The organism is Streptomyces sp. P5F9 (assembly GCF_057961495.1).
Genome location: NZ_JBXVPZ010000249.1, coordinates 1 through 14,022 on the forward strand (window position 1 = coordinate 1; position 14,022 = coordinate 14,022).

Consider the following 14,022-nt stretch of genomic DNA (forward strand, 5'->3'; position numbering starts at 1 on the left):
CCTCCCCGACCCCCAACGGCACGATCTCCGTACGGCTCGGATTCCCGCCGAGGATCACGCTGTTGTCGTACGACGCCGAGGGTTCCGTCACCGTCGAGTAGGCGAGGCGCGTGTAGTACGGGTCGTAGCGGACATCCTCGCTGCCGTGGTTGTGGAGGCGGACCAGGCCGTCCGAACTGGTCGACTGGAGAAGCCAGTTGGCGGGGGGGATCGGCGTGACCGCGTCTTCCCGTTCCGCCGGGCCCGGTTCCTCCGGCGCCGTCCACACCTCGTGGTCCGGCGGGAGGAGCAGACCGAGGAAGCCCTTGCTGGCCCAGTACGGGGACGCGGGGCCCGAATAGCCTTGCAGGATCGCCTCGTTGGGGCCGTGCCAGCCCAGACTCAGCAGCCCCCGGTCGTCCACCGCGCCCCGGTCGAGGAAGTACTTCAGTGCTCCGGAGGCCAACCGTCGCGTCTCCCCCGGCAGCAATGGCGTACGTCCCGTCAGCGCCCCCAGCCACAGCGGAGCCGTAGTCGCGAAGCGGTAGGTGAGGGAGCGGCCCTGGAGCATCGGGGCGCCGTCGGCGCCGAACAGGCGGGCGTAGTCGGCGAGATGGCGTTCCAGGCGGCCGCCGTAGAGGTCGAGGAGCCGGGGGTCGTCGGCGAGCCAGGCGTGCAGGACCGGGTAGAGGTGCATCGCCCAGCCGTTGTAGTAGTCGAACTTGCGGCCGTCGCCGTCGGTGTACCAGCCGTCGCCGACGTACCAGTCCTCGATGTGCTCCAGGCCTCGGTCGATCGCCTTGCGGGACTCTTCGGCCTCGTAGCCGATCTCCTGGAGGAAGCCGCCCACCGTGACGGGGAACAACTCCCAGTTGCAGGGCCAGGGTTCGGCGGTGAGGGCGTCGGCGAGCCAGGCCGCCGCGCGCTGTTGTACGGGCTCGTCGAGGCGGTCCCAGAGGAGGGGACGGGTCAGGCGCAGGGCGAGGGCGATGGACGCCGCCTCGACGAGGGGCTGGCTGCGGTCCTCGATGCGCGGCCAGACGCCCCCGACTCCTGCGGCGAGTCCGTCGGCGTAGCGCTCCAGTGCCGTCTCGTCGCGGCGGAAGGCGGCCAGCAGCAGGGTGCGGGCAAAGCCCTCCAGGCCGTCGGAGAGCCTGCCGGACCAACTGGTGTGGGTGCCGGGGAGGTGGTAGAGCGCGCGGTCCTCGCTCGCGAACGGCTCGACGGCGGCGAGGAGGGTGTCGGCGGCCGACTCCCAGTGGGCGCGGGTGTAGCCGGTGCGGGGGCTCAACGCGCGGTTGTCGGCAGGGAGTTGCATCGGCTCGCTTTCACACGCACGGCGGGAGGGTGGAACCTGGGGCGCCCCGGTTCCGGTCGGAACGCCCCAGGGGTCTTTCGGGTCTCACCCCACTCGTACCCGGTCCTCCGGCAGCAGATGCCGGGCGACGAGTGCGTCGCGGACCAGGCCCGCGTACACGGTGGCTCCGTGCGCGGAGGTGTGCGTGTTGTCCTTCTTCTCGTTGTAGAGGTAGATGGCCTTGGAGCCTTCCACTCCCAGCGATTCCACCAGCGCCTTGGTCTGCGCCGTGAGGTCGATCAGCGTTACCCCCTCGGCGGCGGCGACCGAGCGGACGACGCCCGGCAGGTCCACGCCGAGTCCGTTCACCAGCAGCGCTGTGTTGTTGTTCAGTGTGCCGTCGGCATTGAACCAGCGCCGGACGATCGGTGTCACGAGGACGGGACGACCACCCTTGTCACGGATACCCGCTATCAGGGTTTCCAAATTCGCGCGATACGTCGCCTCGTCGGTCGTCTTGTCATTGTGCGCGAGCTGGACGAGCACGAGGTCGCCGGGGTGGATCAGCGGCTGAACTGTCCCCCACAGCAAGGGATTCTCCAGGTACGTGACCGTACTCTCCCCGGAATCCGCGTAGTTGGCGACGGACACGCCCTTGCGCAGGAACTGCGGGAGCTGTTGGCCCCAGCCGGAGTACGGGGCGCCCGGTTGGTCGCAGACCGTGGAGTCGCCGATCAGGATGATCTGGCGTGCGTGGTGGGCCGGGGTGACGCGAATGTCGGCAAGTGCGGGCGCCGTGCCGCCGAGGGTGAGGTCGAGGCCCGGGGTGCCGTCGGGTCCGGTCGGTTCGCCTTCTGGCGTACGGACGTTGACCGTGAAGCTGCGGGTCACCGTGCGGCCGGCCGGCGTTGCCGTCTCGGGGAGCAGAGAGCGCCGGGTCTCGCCGCTGATGGCCGTACTCGCCGCGCTCTCGCCACCGACGCGGACCGTGACGTCGTAGGTGCCGGGCGGGACGTCGAAGTGGCAAGCGGTGGCAGTGCAGTTGGCGATGCCGAGCGGGGGTGTGCGGTCGTGGGCCTGGGCGGGTGCGCCCGTCAGGGCGGCGCTCAGGGTCAGTGCGGCCAGCAGGGCGATGTTGAAACGTCTCATTCGCGGCTCCTCCGTCCGACGACAAGGCCTGGCGGTGGACCGTACCGCTATGGACAAGCGCTTTCTAGACCTGCGTCAGATTTCACGTCATCGCCAACTCCAAGGCTGCGAAAGCCCTTTCGCGAAATCGATTCAACTGCCACCCTCCAAAGCACCCGCACCCCCACCTCCCGAAGGAGGCACCCCCATGTCCGGTTCTGTGAACAGACCGGTTCGCCGCCGCACCTTCGTCCTCGGCGCAGCGGCCACGGCCGGTTCGGCGGCGCTCGCCGGGCCGCTCGCCGAGAGCGCGTCCGCCGCGAGCTTCGGCTACACCGACGACGGCTCGAACTACGTCGTCGACACCGGCGCGAGCCTCGTCTTCAAGGTCAGCAAGACGAACGGCGACCTGACCTCGCTGGTCTACAAGGGCACCGAGTACCAGGGCTACGGCGGCATGAACTCGCATGTCGAGTCCGGACTCGGCGCCTCCACGGTGACCATCGCGCAGTCCGGCACGACGATCCTGATCTCCGTCACGCACGGCACGCTGAAGCACTACTACGCGGCCCGCAGCGGCGAGAACAACGTCTACCTGTGGACCAACAAGGCCGACACCTCGGTCAGCGCGACCCGCTACATCGTGCGCGTCAAGGCCGGCATGTTCCTCAACGACGAGCCGGATTCCTACACTTACGCGCCGACCACCATCGAGTCCGCGGACGTCTTCGAGAAGTCCGACGGCCAGACCCGCTCCAAGCACTACTCGAAGAAGCGGGTCATCGACTACGACTACGTCGGCTGGACCACCGGAAGCGTCGGCCTGTGGGTCGTGCGCAGCAACCACGAGAAGGCGTCCGGCGGTCCGTTCTACCGTTCCCTGCTGCGCCACCAGAGCGCGGACGGCGGCGGGTTGTACGAGATCCTGTACTACGGCGAGAACCAGACGGAGGCGCAGCGCTTCGGTCTCCAGGGCCCGTACGTCATCGCCCTCACGGACGGCGGCGCGCCCTCCTCCTCGCTCTACCACGCCAACCTCACCACCTCGTGGGCCGATTCGCTCGGCATCTCCGGGTACACGGCTTCCGGCAGCCGGGGCCGGGTCGCCGGTGTGGGCATCACCGGGCGCGACACGGCGTACGCGTACACGGTCGGGCTCGCCAACTCGGCGGCCCAGTACTGGGGTTCGGCGCGGGCCTCGGACGGCTACTTCTCGATCGCCGGAGTCCTGCCGGGGACGTACACGTTGACGGTCTTCAAGGGTGAACTCGCCGTCTACACCGGGTCGGTGGCGGTCACGGCGGGCGGGACGACGACGCTGAACAGCATCGCGATCCCGTCCTCGAACGACCCGTCCAACGCGAGCGCGATCTGGCGCATCGGCAACTGGGACGGCTCGCCGAGCGGGTTCAAGAACGCGGACCTGATGACGTACGCGCACCCCTCCGACGTACGGGCCGCGTCCTGGACCGGCAACGTCGTCATCGGCAGCGGCACGGAGACCTCGGGGTTCCCCTGCTATCTGTGGAAGGACGTCAACAGCGGCATCATCGTGTACTTCAAGCTGACGGCCGCCCAGTTGGTCGCCGCGCACACGCTGCGCATCGGTGTGACGACGGCGTACGCGAACGGCCGGCCGCAGGTCGTCGTCAACGACACCTGGACCTCGGCCGTCCCCTCGCCGCCGACCCAGCCGAGCACGCGGTCGCTGACCGTCGGCTCGTACCGGGGCAACAACAACACGTTCACGTACAGCGTTCCGGCATCCGCCTGGCTGACGGACTCCAGTGCGTACAACACGCTGAAGATCTATGTGGCGAGCGGTTCGGGGACGACGTCGTTCCTGAGCGCGGGCACGTCGATCGACGCGATCGATCTGCTGGCCTAGAGGCGGCAACTCCCGGGCGGGGGGCGGCGACTTGTAGGCATGACAGAGCCGAACACGCACCGCCGCTCCCCCGCCCGGCGTCGAGCCGCCGCCGTGGCGACCGGTACCGCGGCCGCCCTCGGGCTGGTCGCGGTGTCGCTGGTGGCCCAGGCGCGGGCCGCCACCGTCATCACCGTCGCCAAGGACGGTTCGGGCCGCTTCACGACCGTGCAGGCCGCCGTGAACGCGGCAGCCGCCGGTGACACCATCTCCGTCGCGAAGGGCACGTACACCGAGATCGTCAACGTGCCTTCCGGCAAGACGGGGTTGACCATCCAGGGCGCCACCGGCAACGCCGAGGACGTCGTCATCACCTATGACCGGGCCGCCGGTTACACCGATGCCAGTGGCAACAAGTACGGCACGCTGGGCAGTTCGGTGGCGACCTTCTCGGCGACCGGGCTGACCGTCACCGGGATCACGGTCCAGAACACCTTCGACAAGTCCGCCCACCCCGACATCACGGACACGCAGGCCGTCGCGGTCACCGCGCAGGGCGACCGGCAGACCTTCGCCAACGACCGGTTCATCAGCCGCCAGGACACCGTCCTCAACTGGTCGCCGTCGTCGACCGGTCAGTACCGGCAGTACTTCTACTCGTCGTTCATCTCCGGCGACGTCGACTTCGTCTTCGGCAACGCCACCGCCGTCTACGACCGGGTGAACATCCAGCTGCGCAACTCGGGCGCCGCGGCGGGCGGCCTCAACGGCTTCCTCTCCGCGCCCAACACCAGCTCCGCGAAGACGTACGGCATCCTCGTCACCGGCAGCTCGGTGAGCAGCTCCGCGGCGGCCAACACGTACTACCTGGGCCGCCCTTGGCATCCGACGGCGGACGCGGTCGGCCAACTGGTGATCCGGCAGACCTCGTTGCCCGCCGCCGTGAAGGTCGCCGGGCCCTGGACGGACATGAGCGGGTACTCCTGGAAGAACGCCCGCTTCTTCGAGTACAAGAACACGGGCGCGGGCGCCACGGTGAACTCCAACCGCCCGCAGCTCACCGACTCCCAGGCCGCGAGCTACACGGCGCAGAAGTACCTTGCGGGCACGGACGGCTGGAACCCGGTCCGGTAACCGTGCGCTCAACTACCGCGCGTCCACTGCTGGTTGGTAGCCCCGCTGCACGTGTAGGTGATGATCGCGGCGGAGTTGGCGGTGGACGCGCCCGACACGTCCAGGCACTCGCCGCTCGTCCTGGCCTTGACGAGGACGTAGCTGCCGGACGTGGTCAGGCTCCACTGCTGGGTAGTGGCGCCAGTGCAGTTCTCCTGGGTGACGTTCGTCGAGTTCTCCTGGAGGCACAACGAGCTGCCCCGGCCCATGAGTTCGTAGTAGCCGGTGCCGAGGTCCTTGAACCACCATTTCTGGTTGGTGCCGCTGTTGCAGGTGTACTGGCTGATCGCGACCCCCTGCCACAGCGACTGGTTGGCCACGTCCGCGCACTTGGCGCTGTTGCGGGCGATGAGCGTGTTGTACGTCGCGCTCGTGCCGGTGATCGTGCCGGCGGCCGTGTCGATCGACACCTCCGGGTACCAGGACGCCATGGACATCGAGGTGGTGGTCGGGAAGGTCAACGGCAGCCAGACGTAACGGGAGTCGTTGACGGTGCCGCCGAAGGAGTTGCCCCAGCGGTCGCCCATGTAGAGGTACGAGGTGCCCGAAGTCCCCGTGACCGGAAGGACGTAGGCGGTCTGCGAGTTGTATGCGGTCGAGTCGCCGACGTTCGTGAACGCTGTCCACGGGCCACCGATGCTGGTCGCGGTGGCGTACTGCTGCTGGTTGGCGCTCCAGCCGGTGGCCGCCGAAGTCAGCATGAAGTAGACGCCGTTGCGCTTGAACAGGGCCGGTGCCTCACGGTGTCCGCCCACCCACGGGTTGGCGACCAGGCTGTCGATGGCGGTGTAGTCGGCGGTGAGCTTGTAGATGTGCAGGTCGTAGTTCTCGTTGGCGGCGGAGACCATGTAGGCGGTGCCGTCGGTGTCGACGAACGTCGTGATGTCCCGGGACATGTTGTCGCCGAGCGGCTGGAAGCTGCCCTGGTAGGTGTAACTGCCGTCCACGGTCGAGGAGACGGCGACGGCGGCCTTGGCCTCGCTGTAGTCGACGCCGTTCTCCTTGTGCATCCACATCACGAACTTGCCGGTGGACGCGTTGTAGATGACCTTCGGCCGCTCGATGTAGGCGGTGCCCAGCTCGGAGGCGCTGGACTGGGTCAGGACGTGGTTGCGGAACTCCCAGTTCTTCAGGTCCGTGGAGCGGTAGGCATCCACGTACTTGAAGGTGTTGTCGGCGTTGCGGTCCTCGCCGAACCAGTAGTAATAGCTGCCGACCTTGATCACCCCGCCGCCGTGCGCGTGCACGGCGTTGCCCGAAGTGTCCGTGAACTGCGTGCCGTTGGTGATGGTCTGGGCGGCGGCCTGGGCCGGACCGGCGGTCACCAGGGCCGCGGCGAACGCGCAGCACAGGGCGACAAGGATTGCGTACACACGTCTCATCTGACGCCTCTCGGAGGGGAGTTCGAGATTTCGTACGGCATCTGTCATTACGAACGCCGAAAAGGTACGGGTGTGTTACGGGAAGGTCAACGGGTCGCGCGTGACAAAGACGGTCGCGAGATTTCTGTTATCGCCGCCGCCGACGCCCGTCTCCAGTGACGTGCGCAGCCATACCCACAAGACCTCAGCCGCCGTTGGCGCCCTCGCGACCGTCGCCTTCTTGGTCGGCGCTCCCCCTGCCTCGGCCGCCGGCACCCGTGACGCGACCGCCGACGTCCTCGCGGACCGCGATGTCACGCTCACCGGCGACACGGTGGTCACCGTGCCGTCCGGGACGACGACGTACGACGGGGTGTTCCGCGGCCAGGGCACGCTGACCGTGCGCGGCGGCGGCACGCTGATCCTCACCAAGGACAGCGACTTCACGCTCCCGGCGTCCCGGCGGCGGCAGAGGGTGACCACCCAGGGCGGCAACCACCCGTACACGACCGTCAGCAACCCGGACCCGCCCGCGATCACGGTCGCCGGCGGCACAACTCTCCAGTACGGCACGGGTGGTGGCACCGGCCTGATCGGCCACTTCCCCTACGGCACGCCCGGCTACCAGTTGAACCAGCTCAACGTCCGGGTCGACGGCACCCTGCGCCTCTCCCTGACCCGCACCTTCAACATCGGCACGATCAGCGGCTCGGGCCTGGTCACCCAGCCACGCAACATGTGGGGCACGCTCGACCTCGCCGGAACTCACCCTTTTTCAGGGGTGATTGACAACGGCACCGGCATGGCGGTCGGCCGCCCCGAATACCCGGTGGCGCTCCCCGACGCCCGCGCGATCCTCAACCAGGGCTCCTGGATCATCGACACCCCGCTGTACCAGACGATCACCCTGCGCCAGAACTTCTACCAGCGCGCATACGGCAGCGACGTCAACGTCCACTCCCGACCGGGCAGCAAGGTCGTCCTGACGGGCCAGTACAGCTACAGCGACCAGGGCGGCGACACGAACCCCTCGCTCAGCGATCCCGGCCTCAACTGGCGTGCGGTCGCTCACCAGTTGAACAAGCGCGGTACCAACATCGAGGGCGCGAACGTCCAGTGGGGTGACGGCACCACCCACCAGATCTTCATGCCGGGCACCAAGGACACCGTCTACATCAACCTCCACGAGGCGAGCGGAGTCCGCTCCCGGCTGACCTTCGACTACGACGGCCCGGTCACCCTGGGTGCGCCGATCGGCGGCGGCAAGTACCACGACACCCTGGCCGCGCCCGGCGCGGGGGACATCGTCATCGCGGGGACGCGCGGGAACGACGTGACCTTCGCGGCGCCGCAGTACTACGACGGTTCCACGACCGTGGAAAAGGGGGCGGTGCTGCGGCTGGGGTCCGGAAAGCCGGGCGGCGACGGCGGACTGCTGACCGGGACGGAGCAGCGGCGGATCGTCGACGACGGGACCCTCGTCCTGCGCAATGCGGCACTCGCCGTCCAATTGTCGCACCTCAGCGGCACGGGGTCCCTCGTCCAGTCCGGTGCCGCGACGACGACACTGACGGGCGCGGCGGTGACGTACACGGGAACGACGACGGTCTCGAAGGGAACGCTGGCACTGCGGTCGGGGGCAACTCTCGCCCACAGTAGAGCGATTCGGCTCACGTCGGCGGGTGCACGGCTGGACACGGGTACGGCGGGCCTGCGTGTGTCGACCGATCTAACCGGTGTGGGCACGGTGAAGGGTTCGGTGACGAACGACAGCGTGGTGACCACCGGGCTCACCGTGACCGGGAACTACACGCAGAGCGCGAAGGGCGAACTCGTCCTGCGCGACAAGCCGTTGAAGGTCGCGGGCAAGGTCGGACTTGCGGGCGACCTGGACCTCTCGGCCGCCGGGACGAGTCCCGCGCGGACCGTCACGATCCTCGACCACACCGGTCACAGCTCAACTACGGGCGCGTTCAAGGGACTTCGCGAGGGCACCAAGCTGAAGCTCGCCGACACGACGTACCGCATCAGCTACCGGGGCGGCGACGGCAACGACGTCGCCCTGACCGCCGTCACCGCAAGCAGCCCCTCCCCCAGCACCCACCCCTCGTCGTCTTCCGGGACGACACTCGCCGAGGCCCGCACGACGAACACGGCCCGCAGCAACGGCTTCGGCTGGTGGCCCTACGCACTCGGACTCGGCCTGCTCGGCGGCCTGTTGGTCCCGGCGACCAAGCTCACACGGGGAGGCGGCAGGCACGCGGCATAGGTTCCGGTTCAGCAGCGCGCCCCAAAGGGGCGCGAGGAACTGCGCGACCAGCCACAACGGCGCCGCAGCAAAACGACAACACATCGCGGCACAACCAGCGTCGTACCTAACGGCCACTAGGCGCCTCCGGGAACCCCACCCGCGGGGCCAGCGCCCGCGCCTCAGCGGCCCACCCGGCGAGAAAGGCAAGGGTCAACCCCCTCTCCCGGTACCGGAGTTCCGCGGAGACGGCACGCTCACCGCCGTAGTCCAGTTGCCGCTCCTCGCCCGCGCGAGCGAGCATCGCGGCGGTGAGCCAGTCGTACTTCACGGCGGAGGCACACACCCCGAGGCGTACGAGCCGTTCGTCGACCTGGCTGCCCGACTCGCGGAGGCCGTGCAGGTACGCGTCGTAGGCCCGCGCCGCGTAGCCGGGCAGGCGGTCGGCCGGGACGAACAGGTCGAAGACCGAGTCGGGGAGGTAGTTGCCGAGGTCCTCGCCGAGGGCGCCGTCGCCGGCGAAGGCCCAGTCGAAGAGGACGCTGTCGGGACCCTGGGAACGGACGTTGGCGGGCCACTGGTCGAGATGGCTGAAGGCGCGCGGGAGGGCCTCCATGATCTGCAGGAACCACTCGCGGTCGTGGTGCAGCCGGACCATGTCCTGGCGCAGTCCGGCGGGGAAGTGGTCGCGGACCAGGGGCTGTTGCCATGCCTCGTCGTCGTCGAGGAGTTCCTTTCCGAGCGTGTTGCTGCCGACGTACTGTCGCAGGAAGCGGTGCGAGAACCAGGGTTCGTCGGGGACGGGTGCGGCTCCTTGCGCGGCGCCGAGGCGGCGGGCGTGTTCGATGTGCCGGGCGAGCGGCCAGGCGGTGCCCGGCTCGCCCCGCACATGCTCCAGCCACAACGCGACGTCCCCGTCGGCCCGTTCGACCCGGGCGAGCAGCCGGGGCGCGCGGATGCCGTACGGCTGCCAGGTCCGCGCGAGCCCGGAGTCGTAGACACGCGCCTCGTGCAGCCAGTAGTTCCAGTGCCGGGGGTCGTCGGAGGCGGCCCAGCGGCCGGTGGCGTCCTTGCTGCGGGTGAGGACCTTGAGGACGGCCGTACGGTCGCCCGCCGTGATGACCCAGACGCCCGCGGTGACGCCGTTCTTGGCGTTGTGGGTGAGCGTTGCCGCGCCGACCGATCCGGCGGAGTGGCCCAGGACTTCGCGCGCTTCGGCCCCCGTGGCCACGATGTCGAGCATGCGGGCAAGGCTAGTGCCCCTCGGAAATCCCCTGGGTATTCCACATTCCGGGCATACCGTTCGCCAGCTGGACGTAGCCCCGCCTCCGCGGCCGTATCGACTAGCGTCGAGGCATGACCAGCGACACCGCTCCTCTCCTCGCCGACGCCCTCGCCGCCGGGACGCTCGTCCTCGACGGCGGTCTGTCCAACCAGCTCGGCGCGGCCGGGCACGACCTGAGCGACGAGCTGTGGTCGGCGCGACTGCTCGCGGACCAGCCCGAGGCGATCGCCGAGGCGCACCGCGCGTACTACGAGGCGGGCGCCGACGTGGCGATCACCTCCAGCTACCAGGCCACCTTCGAGGGCTTCGCGAAGCGCGGGATCAAGCACGACCGGGCGGCCGAACTCATCGCCGGGAGCGTGGAGTTGGCCGTCGACGCGGCGGTGGACGCGGGACGGCGGGGCATCGGGCGGCCGCTCTATGTGGCGGCCTCCGTCGGGCCGTACGGGGCGATGCTCGCGGACGGCTCCGAGTACCGGGGCCGGTACGGGCTGAGCGTGGCCGAGCTGGAGGCCTTCCACCGGCCCCGCCTGGAGGTGCTGGATCTCGTCGGGCCGGATGTGCTGGCTTTCGAGACGATCCCGGACACCGTCGAGGCCGAGGCACTGCTGCGGGCGGTGCGCGGGCTGCGGACGCCCGCCTGGCTGTCGTACTCGATCGCCGGTGACCGCACCCGCGCCGGGCAGCCGCTGGAAGAGGCGTTCGGACTCGCTGCCGACGCCGACGAGATCATCGCGGTCGGGGTCAACTGCTGCGCCCCCGGGGACGTCGAGGGCGCAGTCGAGATCGCGGCCCGCGTGACCGGCAAGCCGGTCGTCGTCTACCCCAACAGCGGCGAGACCTGGGACGCCGACGCCCGTGCGTGGACGGGCCGTTCCTCCTTCACCGCCGAACAGGTCGAGGGCTGGCGGGCGTCCGGGGCGCGGCTGATCGGGGGGTGCTGCCGGGTGGGGCCCGAGGCGATCGCATCCATCAGGCAGACGCTCACACCGTGATCGCCGCGATCGAGTCCCGCACCACCACATGCGTGCCCAGCAACAGGTGCTCGTCCGGGGACTCCGCTGTGCGTCCCAGCGCGGTGCGTACGGCGAGGCGGCCCAGTTCCTCGTAGGGGACGTGGACCGTGGTCAGGGCGGGGTGCAGGTCGCGGGCGAAGGGGATGTCGTCGTAACCGGCCAGGGAGACGTCGCCGGGGACGTCCAGGCCCGCCTCGTGCAGCGCGGTGAGCGCGCCCGCGGCGACCATGTCGGTGGCGGCGACCACGGCCGTGAACTCCAGTTTCCGGCTCAGGGCGAGACGCATCAGCCGGTGGCCGGAGTCGCGGGTGAAGTCGCCGTGGAGCAGGAGGTCCGGGTCGGGTTCGAGGCCACGGGCGCGGTGGGCGGCGAGGTAGCCGCGTTCGCGGCCCTGCGCGGTCGCGTGGTCCGGCTTGCCGCCGAGGAACAGGACGCGCTGGTGGCCCTGGGCCAGGACGTGCGCGACGAGGGCGTAGGCGCCGCCCTCGTTGTCGTACTCGATGACCGTGACCGGTGCGCCCGGGCCTAGCGGCGGCCGTCCGCAGAGCACGAGGCGCGAGCCGGCCGCCGCGAGCGAGTCGGCGATACGGCGGGTGCGCTCGCGGTACTCGGGGGTGTCGGCGGTGCCGCCGACGAGGATCACGGCGGCGGTGCGCTGGGCGCGCATCGTCTCGATGAAGTCCAGTTCGCGCTGGACGTCGCCCTCCGTGCTGCACACCAGGCACAGGTGGCCGAGCCGGGTCGCCTCGCGCTCCACGCCGTGCGCCATCAGCGCGAACGACGGTCCCGTGATGTCCTCCAGGACGAACGCGAGGGTCGGCGTCCCGACGCCCGCCACGGCCTTGGCGCGGGCGTCGGCGACGTAGTCCAGTTCGCGTACGGCCCGCAGCACCCGCGTGCGGGTCGCCGTGCTCACCGGGTAGTCGCCGCCGAGGACCCGCGACACCGTGGACGCGGACACCCCGGCACGGGCCGCCACGTCCCGGATGGTGCTCCCGTTGGCGTCCTGGCTCTTCCTGGTCATGTACCGCCTCGCCCCTCCCCCGGCCCGCCGCGTACCCCCTCGGGGCCTGTGGCAACACTCCGGCAACCGGTTCCCTGCACGGAGAGTAGCAGTGGGTGAGGGGCGGGAGGAGGGGTGTGCGTCGGCCAATTCACCTACGTCAGCACGGCAGTTGTCGGTGACCGGCGTTGGGCAACCGGTTTCTACGCCGTACGCCCACCCTCACGACGACCGCCGTACATCCCCCGTCCGTCGCAGCCGCCGTACGACCGACCGCAGTTCCGTGGTGCTCCGCGCGGGCGGCGCGCCCTCGTCCGGGACCGCCGCTTCCTTCGCCTTCGTCACGGCGTCAGCCGCCCACAGGGCGAACTCCGGGTCGCGCGGCCCGTGCGCGACGTATGGCTCGCCCTCGCCGAAGACGCGGACCGGGTGCGTGTCGTCCCAGGGCTGCCACCCGGGGTCGCCGTCCACCGCGAACCGCACCCAGGCACCGTGCATGGCGTCGGCGAGCGCCTGGGGCGCGCCCTGGCCGGCGAGTTTGGCGGACTCGGGGATGTCGCCGGTGTCGAAGACGAAGCCGAGTTCGAGGGCGTGGCAGGAGCCGAGGTCGGGGCGGTTGGAGGGCCAGGCGAACTCGTACACGTGGGAGGTGCCGGGGCGGGCGTCGGCGAGGCGGTGCAGAGGGTAGCGGAGGAGGTGGTCGGTGACGAGCTGGCCGACGGTCTCGGCGGTACCGGCCCCGGGGTGCAGGGCGCGGTAGCCGCGCGGGACCTCGACGCCGCAGTGGCAGCGGGCCATCGCACCGGCCAGGGCGACCGCGCCGAGCCGGTCGACCCGCTCGTGAAGCCCGCCGGGGACCAGCCACAGCCGGTATTCGTCGCGGGTCCAGCCCAGCATCAGGTCGATGCCCCGGCCGACCTCGCCGTCGACGAGCGCCTCCAGCGGGTCGCGGGGGACGAGGTCGCCGTCGATGACGATCCCGAACGTGGGTCCGCCGAGGACCGGACTGCTGAGCCTGCCCACGTCGGCCTGGGTGCGGAGCAGGAGGTCGCGGTCGACGGCGGCGAAGGCCTCGGCGGTGGCGGGGATCTTCAGGCGGGTCGCCATCCGGCGCACCATCCGCCGTACCTTGTCGCGGTCGAAGGCCTCCGGGGGCCCGCTCTGCAGGACGGCCCGGCGGACCAGCCCCTGGGCCTGCGGGGCGGCGATCAGGGCGCCGATGCTGATCGCGCCGGCGGACTGCCCGAAGAGGGTGATCCGGTCGGGGTCGCCGCCGAACGCCGCGATGGACTCGTGCACCCAGCGCAGCGCGGCGAGCTGGTCGCGCAGGCCGGGGTTGGCGGGGGCGTCCGGGAAGAGGCCGTAACCCTCCACGCCCAGACGGTAGTTGACCGAGACCATGACGACGCCGTCGCGCGCGAAGGCGTGGCCGTCGTAGACGGGGACGGCCGACGAGCCCCGGGTGAGCGCGCCGCCGTGCAGCCACACCATGACCGGCAGCCGGGCGCCCGGGCCGGGTTCCGGGGTCCACACGTTGAGGTTGAGACAGTCGTCGCCGGGGACGACCGGGTCGGAGAGCAGCTTGGCGAAGGCTTCGGAGTACGGCGGTTTCGGCGCGGTCGGGCCGAAGGCGAGCGCGTCGCGCACTCCGGTCCAGGGCTCGGG

At 70.1% G+C, this 14,022-nt stretch carries 10 protein-coding genes; 4 read left to right on the top strand and 6 right to left on the bottom strand.

Annotated features, from left to right (window positions below; translation table 11 throughout):
- Together AC31A1_RS31640 and AC31A1_RS31645 are read right to left on the bottom strand one after the other, a co-directional pair.
- The coding region (locus AC31A1_RS31640; RefSeq protein ID WP_489656614.1) for a DUF2264 domain-containing protein at nt 1-1,297 on the bottom strand (1,297 nt) is incomplete at its 3' end.
- An 84-nt stretch (nt 1,298-1,381) separates the two neighbouring features.
- Nucleotides 1,382-2,425 (bottom strand): rhamnogalacturonan acetylesterase, encoded by a 1,044-nt coding sequence (locus AC31A1_RS31645; RefSeq protein WP_489656615.1) that lies wholly within the window; start codon nt 2,423-2,425, stop codon nt 1,382-1,384.
- 187 nt (nt 2,426-2,612) lie between these two features.
- On the opposite strand from AC31A1_RS31645, the gene AC31A1_RS31650 reads away from it, so the two are divergent.
- Nucleotides 2,613-4,292 (top strand): rhamnogalacturonan lyase B N-terminal domain-containing protein, encoded by a 1,680-nt coding sequence (locus tag AC31A1_RS31650; RefSeq protein ID WP_489656616.1) that lies wholly within the window; start codon nt 2,613-2,615, stop codon nt 4,290-4,292.
- Between the two features lie 39 nt (nt 4,293-4,331).
- The gene (locus tag AC31A1_RS31655; RefSeq protein WP_489656617.1) at nt 4,332-5,405 is read left to right on the top strand and encodes a pectinesterase family protein; all 1,074 of its coding nucleotides are present in this window, start codon (nt 4,332-4,334) and stop codon (nt 5,403-5,405) included.
- 8 nt (nt 5,406-5,413) lie between these two features.
- Here AC31A1_RS31655 and AC31A1_RS31660 read toward each other — a convergent pair whose 3' ends face one another.
- A complete protein-coding gene (locus tag AC31A1_RS31660) occupies nt 5,414-6,826 on the bottom strand; it encodes an RICIN domain-containing protein (RefSeq protein WP_489656618.1) in 1,413 nt (470 codons plus the stop codon).
- A 160-nt stretch (nt 6,827-6,986) separates the two neighbouring features.
- Between AC31A1_RS31660 and AC31A1_RS31665 the strand changes: the two genes are divergently transcribed.
- Nucleotides 6,987-9,074, top strand: coding sequence for an autotransporter (locus AC31A1_RS31665; RefSeq protein ID WP_489656619.1), 2,088 nt, complete (start codon nt 6,987-6,989; stop codon nt 9,072-9,074).
- A 106-nt stretch (nt 9,075-9,180) separates the two neighbouring features.
- On the opposite strand, the gene AC31A1_RS31670 is transcribed toward AC31A1_RS31665, so the two are convergent.
- A complete protein-coding gene (locus AC31A1_RS31670) occupies nt 9,181-10,296 on the bottom strand; it encodes an aminoglycoside phosphotransferase (protein WP_489656620.1) in 1,116 nt (371 codons plus the stop codon).
- Nucleotides 10,297-10,409: 113 nt separating this feature from the next.
- Here AC31A1_RS31670 and mmuM point away from each other — a divergent pair, with 113 nt between their 5' ends.
- Entirely contained in the window at nt 10,410-11,333 is a 924-nt protein-coding gene (mmuM, locus tag AC31A1_RS31675; protein WP_489656621.1) for a homocysteine S-methyltransferase, read from the top strand.
- Here mmuM and AC31A1_RS31680 read toward each other — a convergent pair.
- Both AC31A1_RS31680 and AC31A1_RS31685 read right to left on the bottom strand, forming a co-directional pair.
- On the bottom strand, nt 11,323-12,378 hold the full coding sequence (locus AC31A1_RS31680; protein ID WP_489656622.1) for a LacI family DNA-binding transcriptional regulator: 1,056 nt from the start codon (nt 12,376-12,378) through the stop codon (nt 11,323-11,325). The two genes, mmuM and AC31A1_RS31680, sit on opposite strands and share 11 nt — an antisense overlap.
- A 201-nt stretch (nt 12,379-12,579) precedes the next feature.
- Nucleotides 12,580-14,022: carboxylesterase/lipase family protein (locus tag AC31A1_RS31685; RefSeq protein WP_489656623.1), on the bottom strand; the 1,443-nt coding region annotated here is incomplete at its 5' end.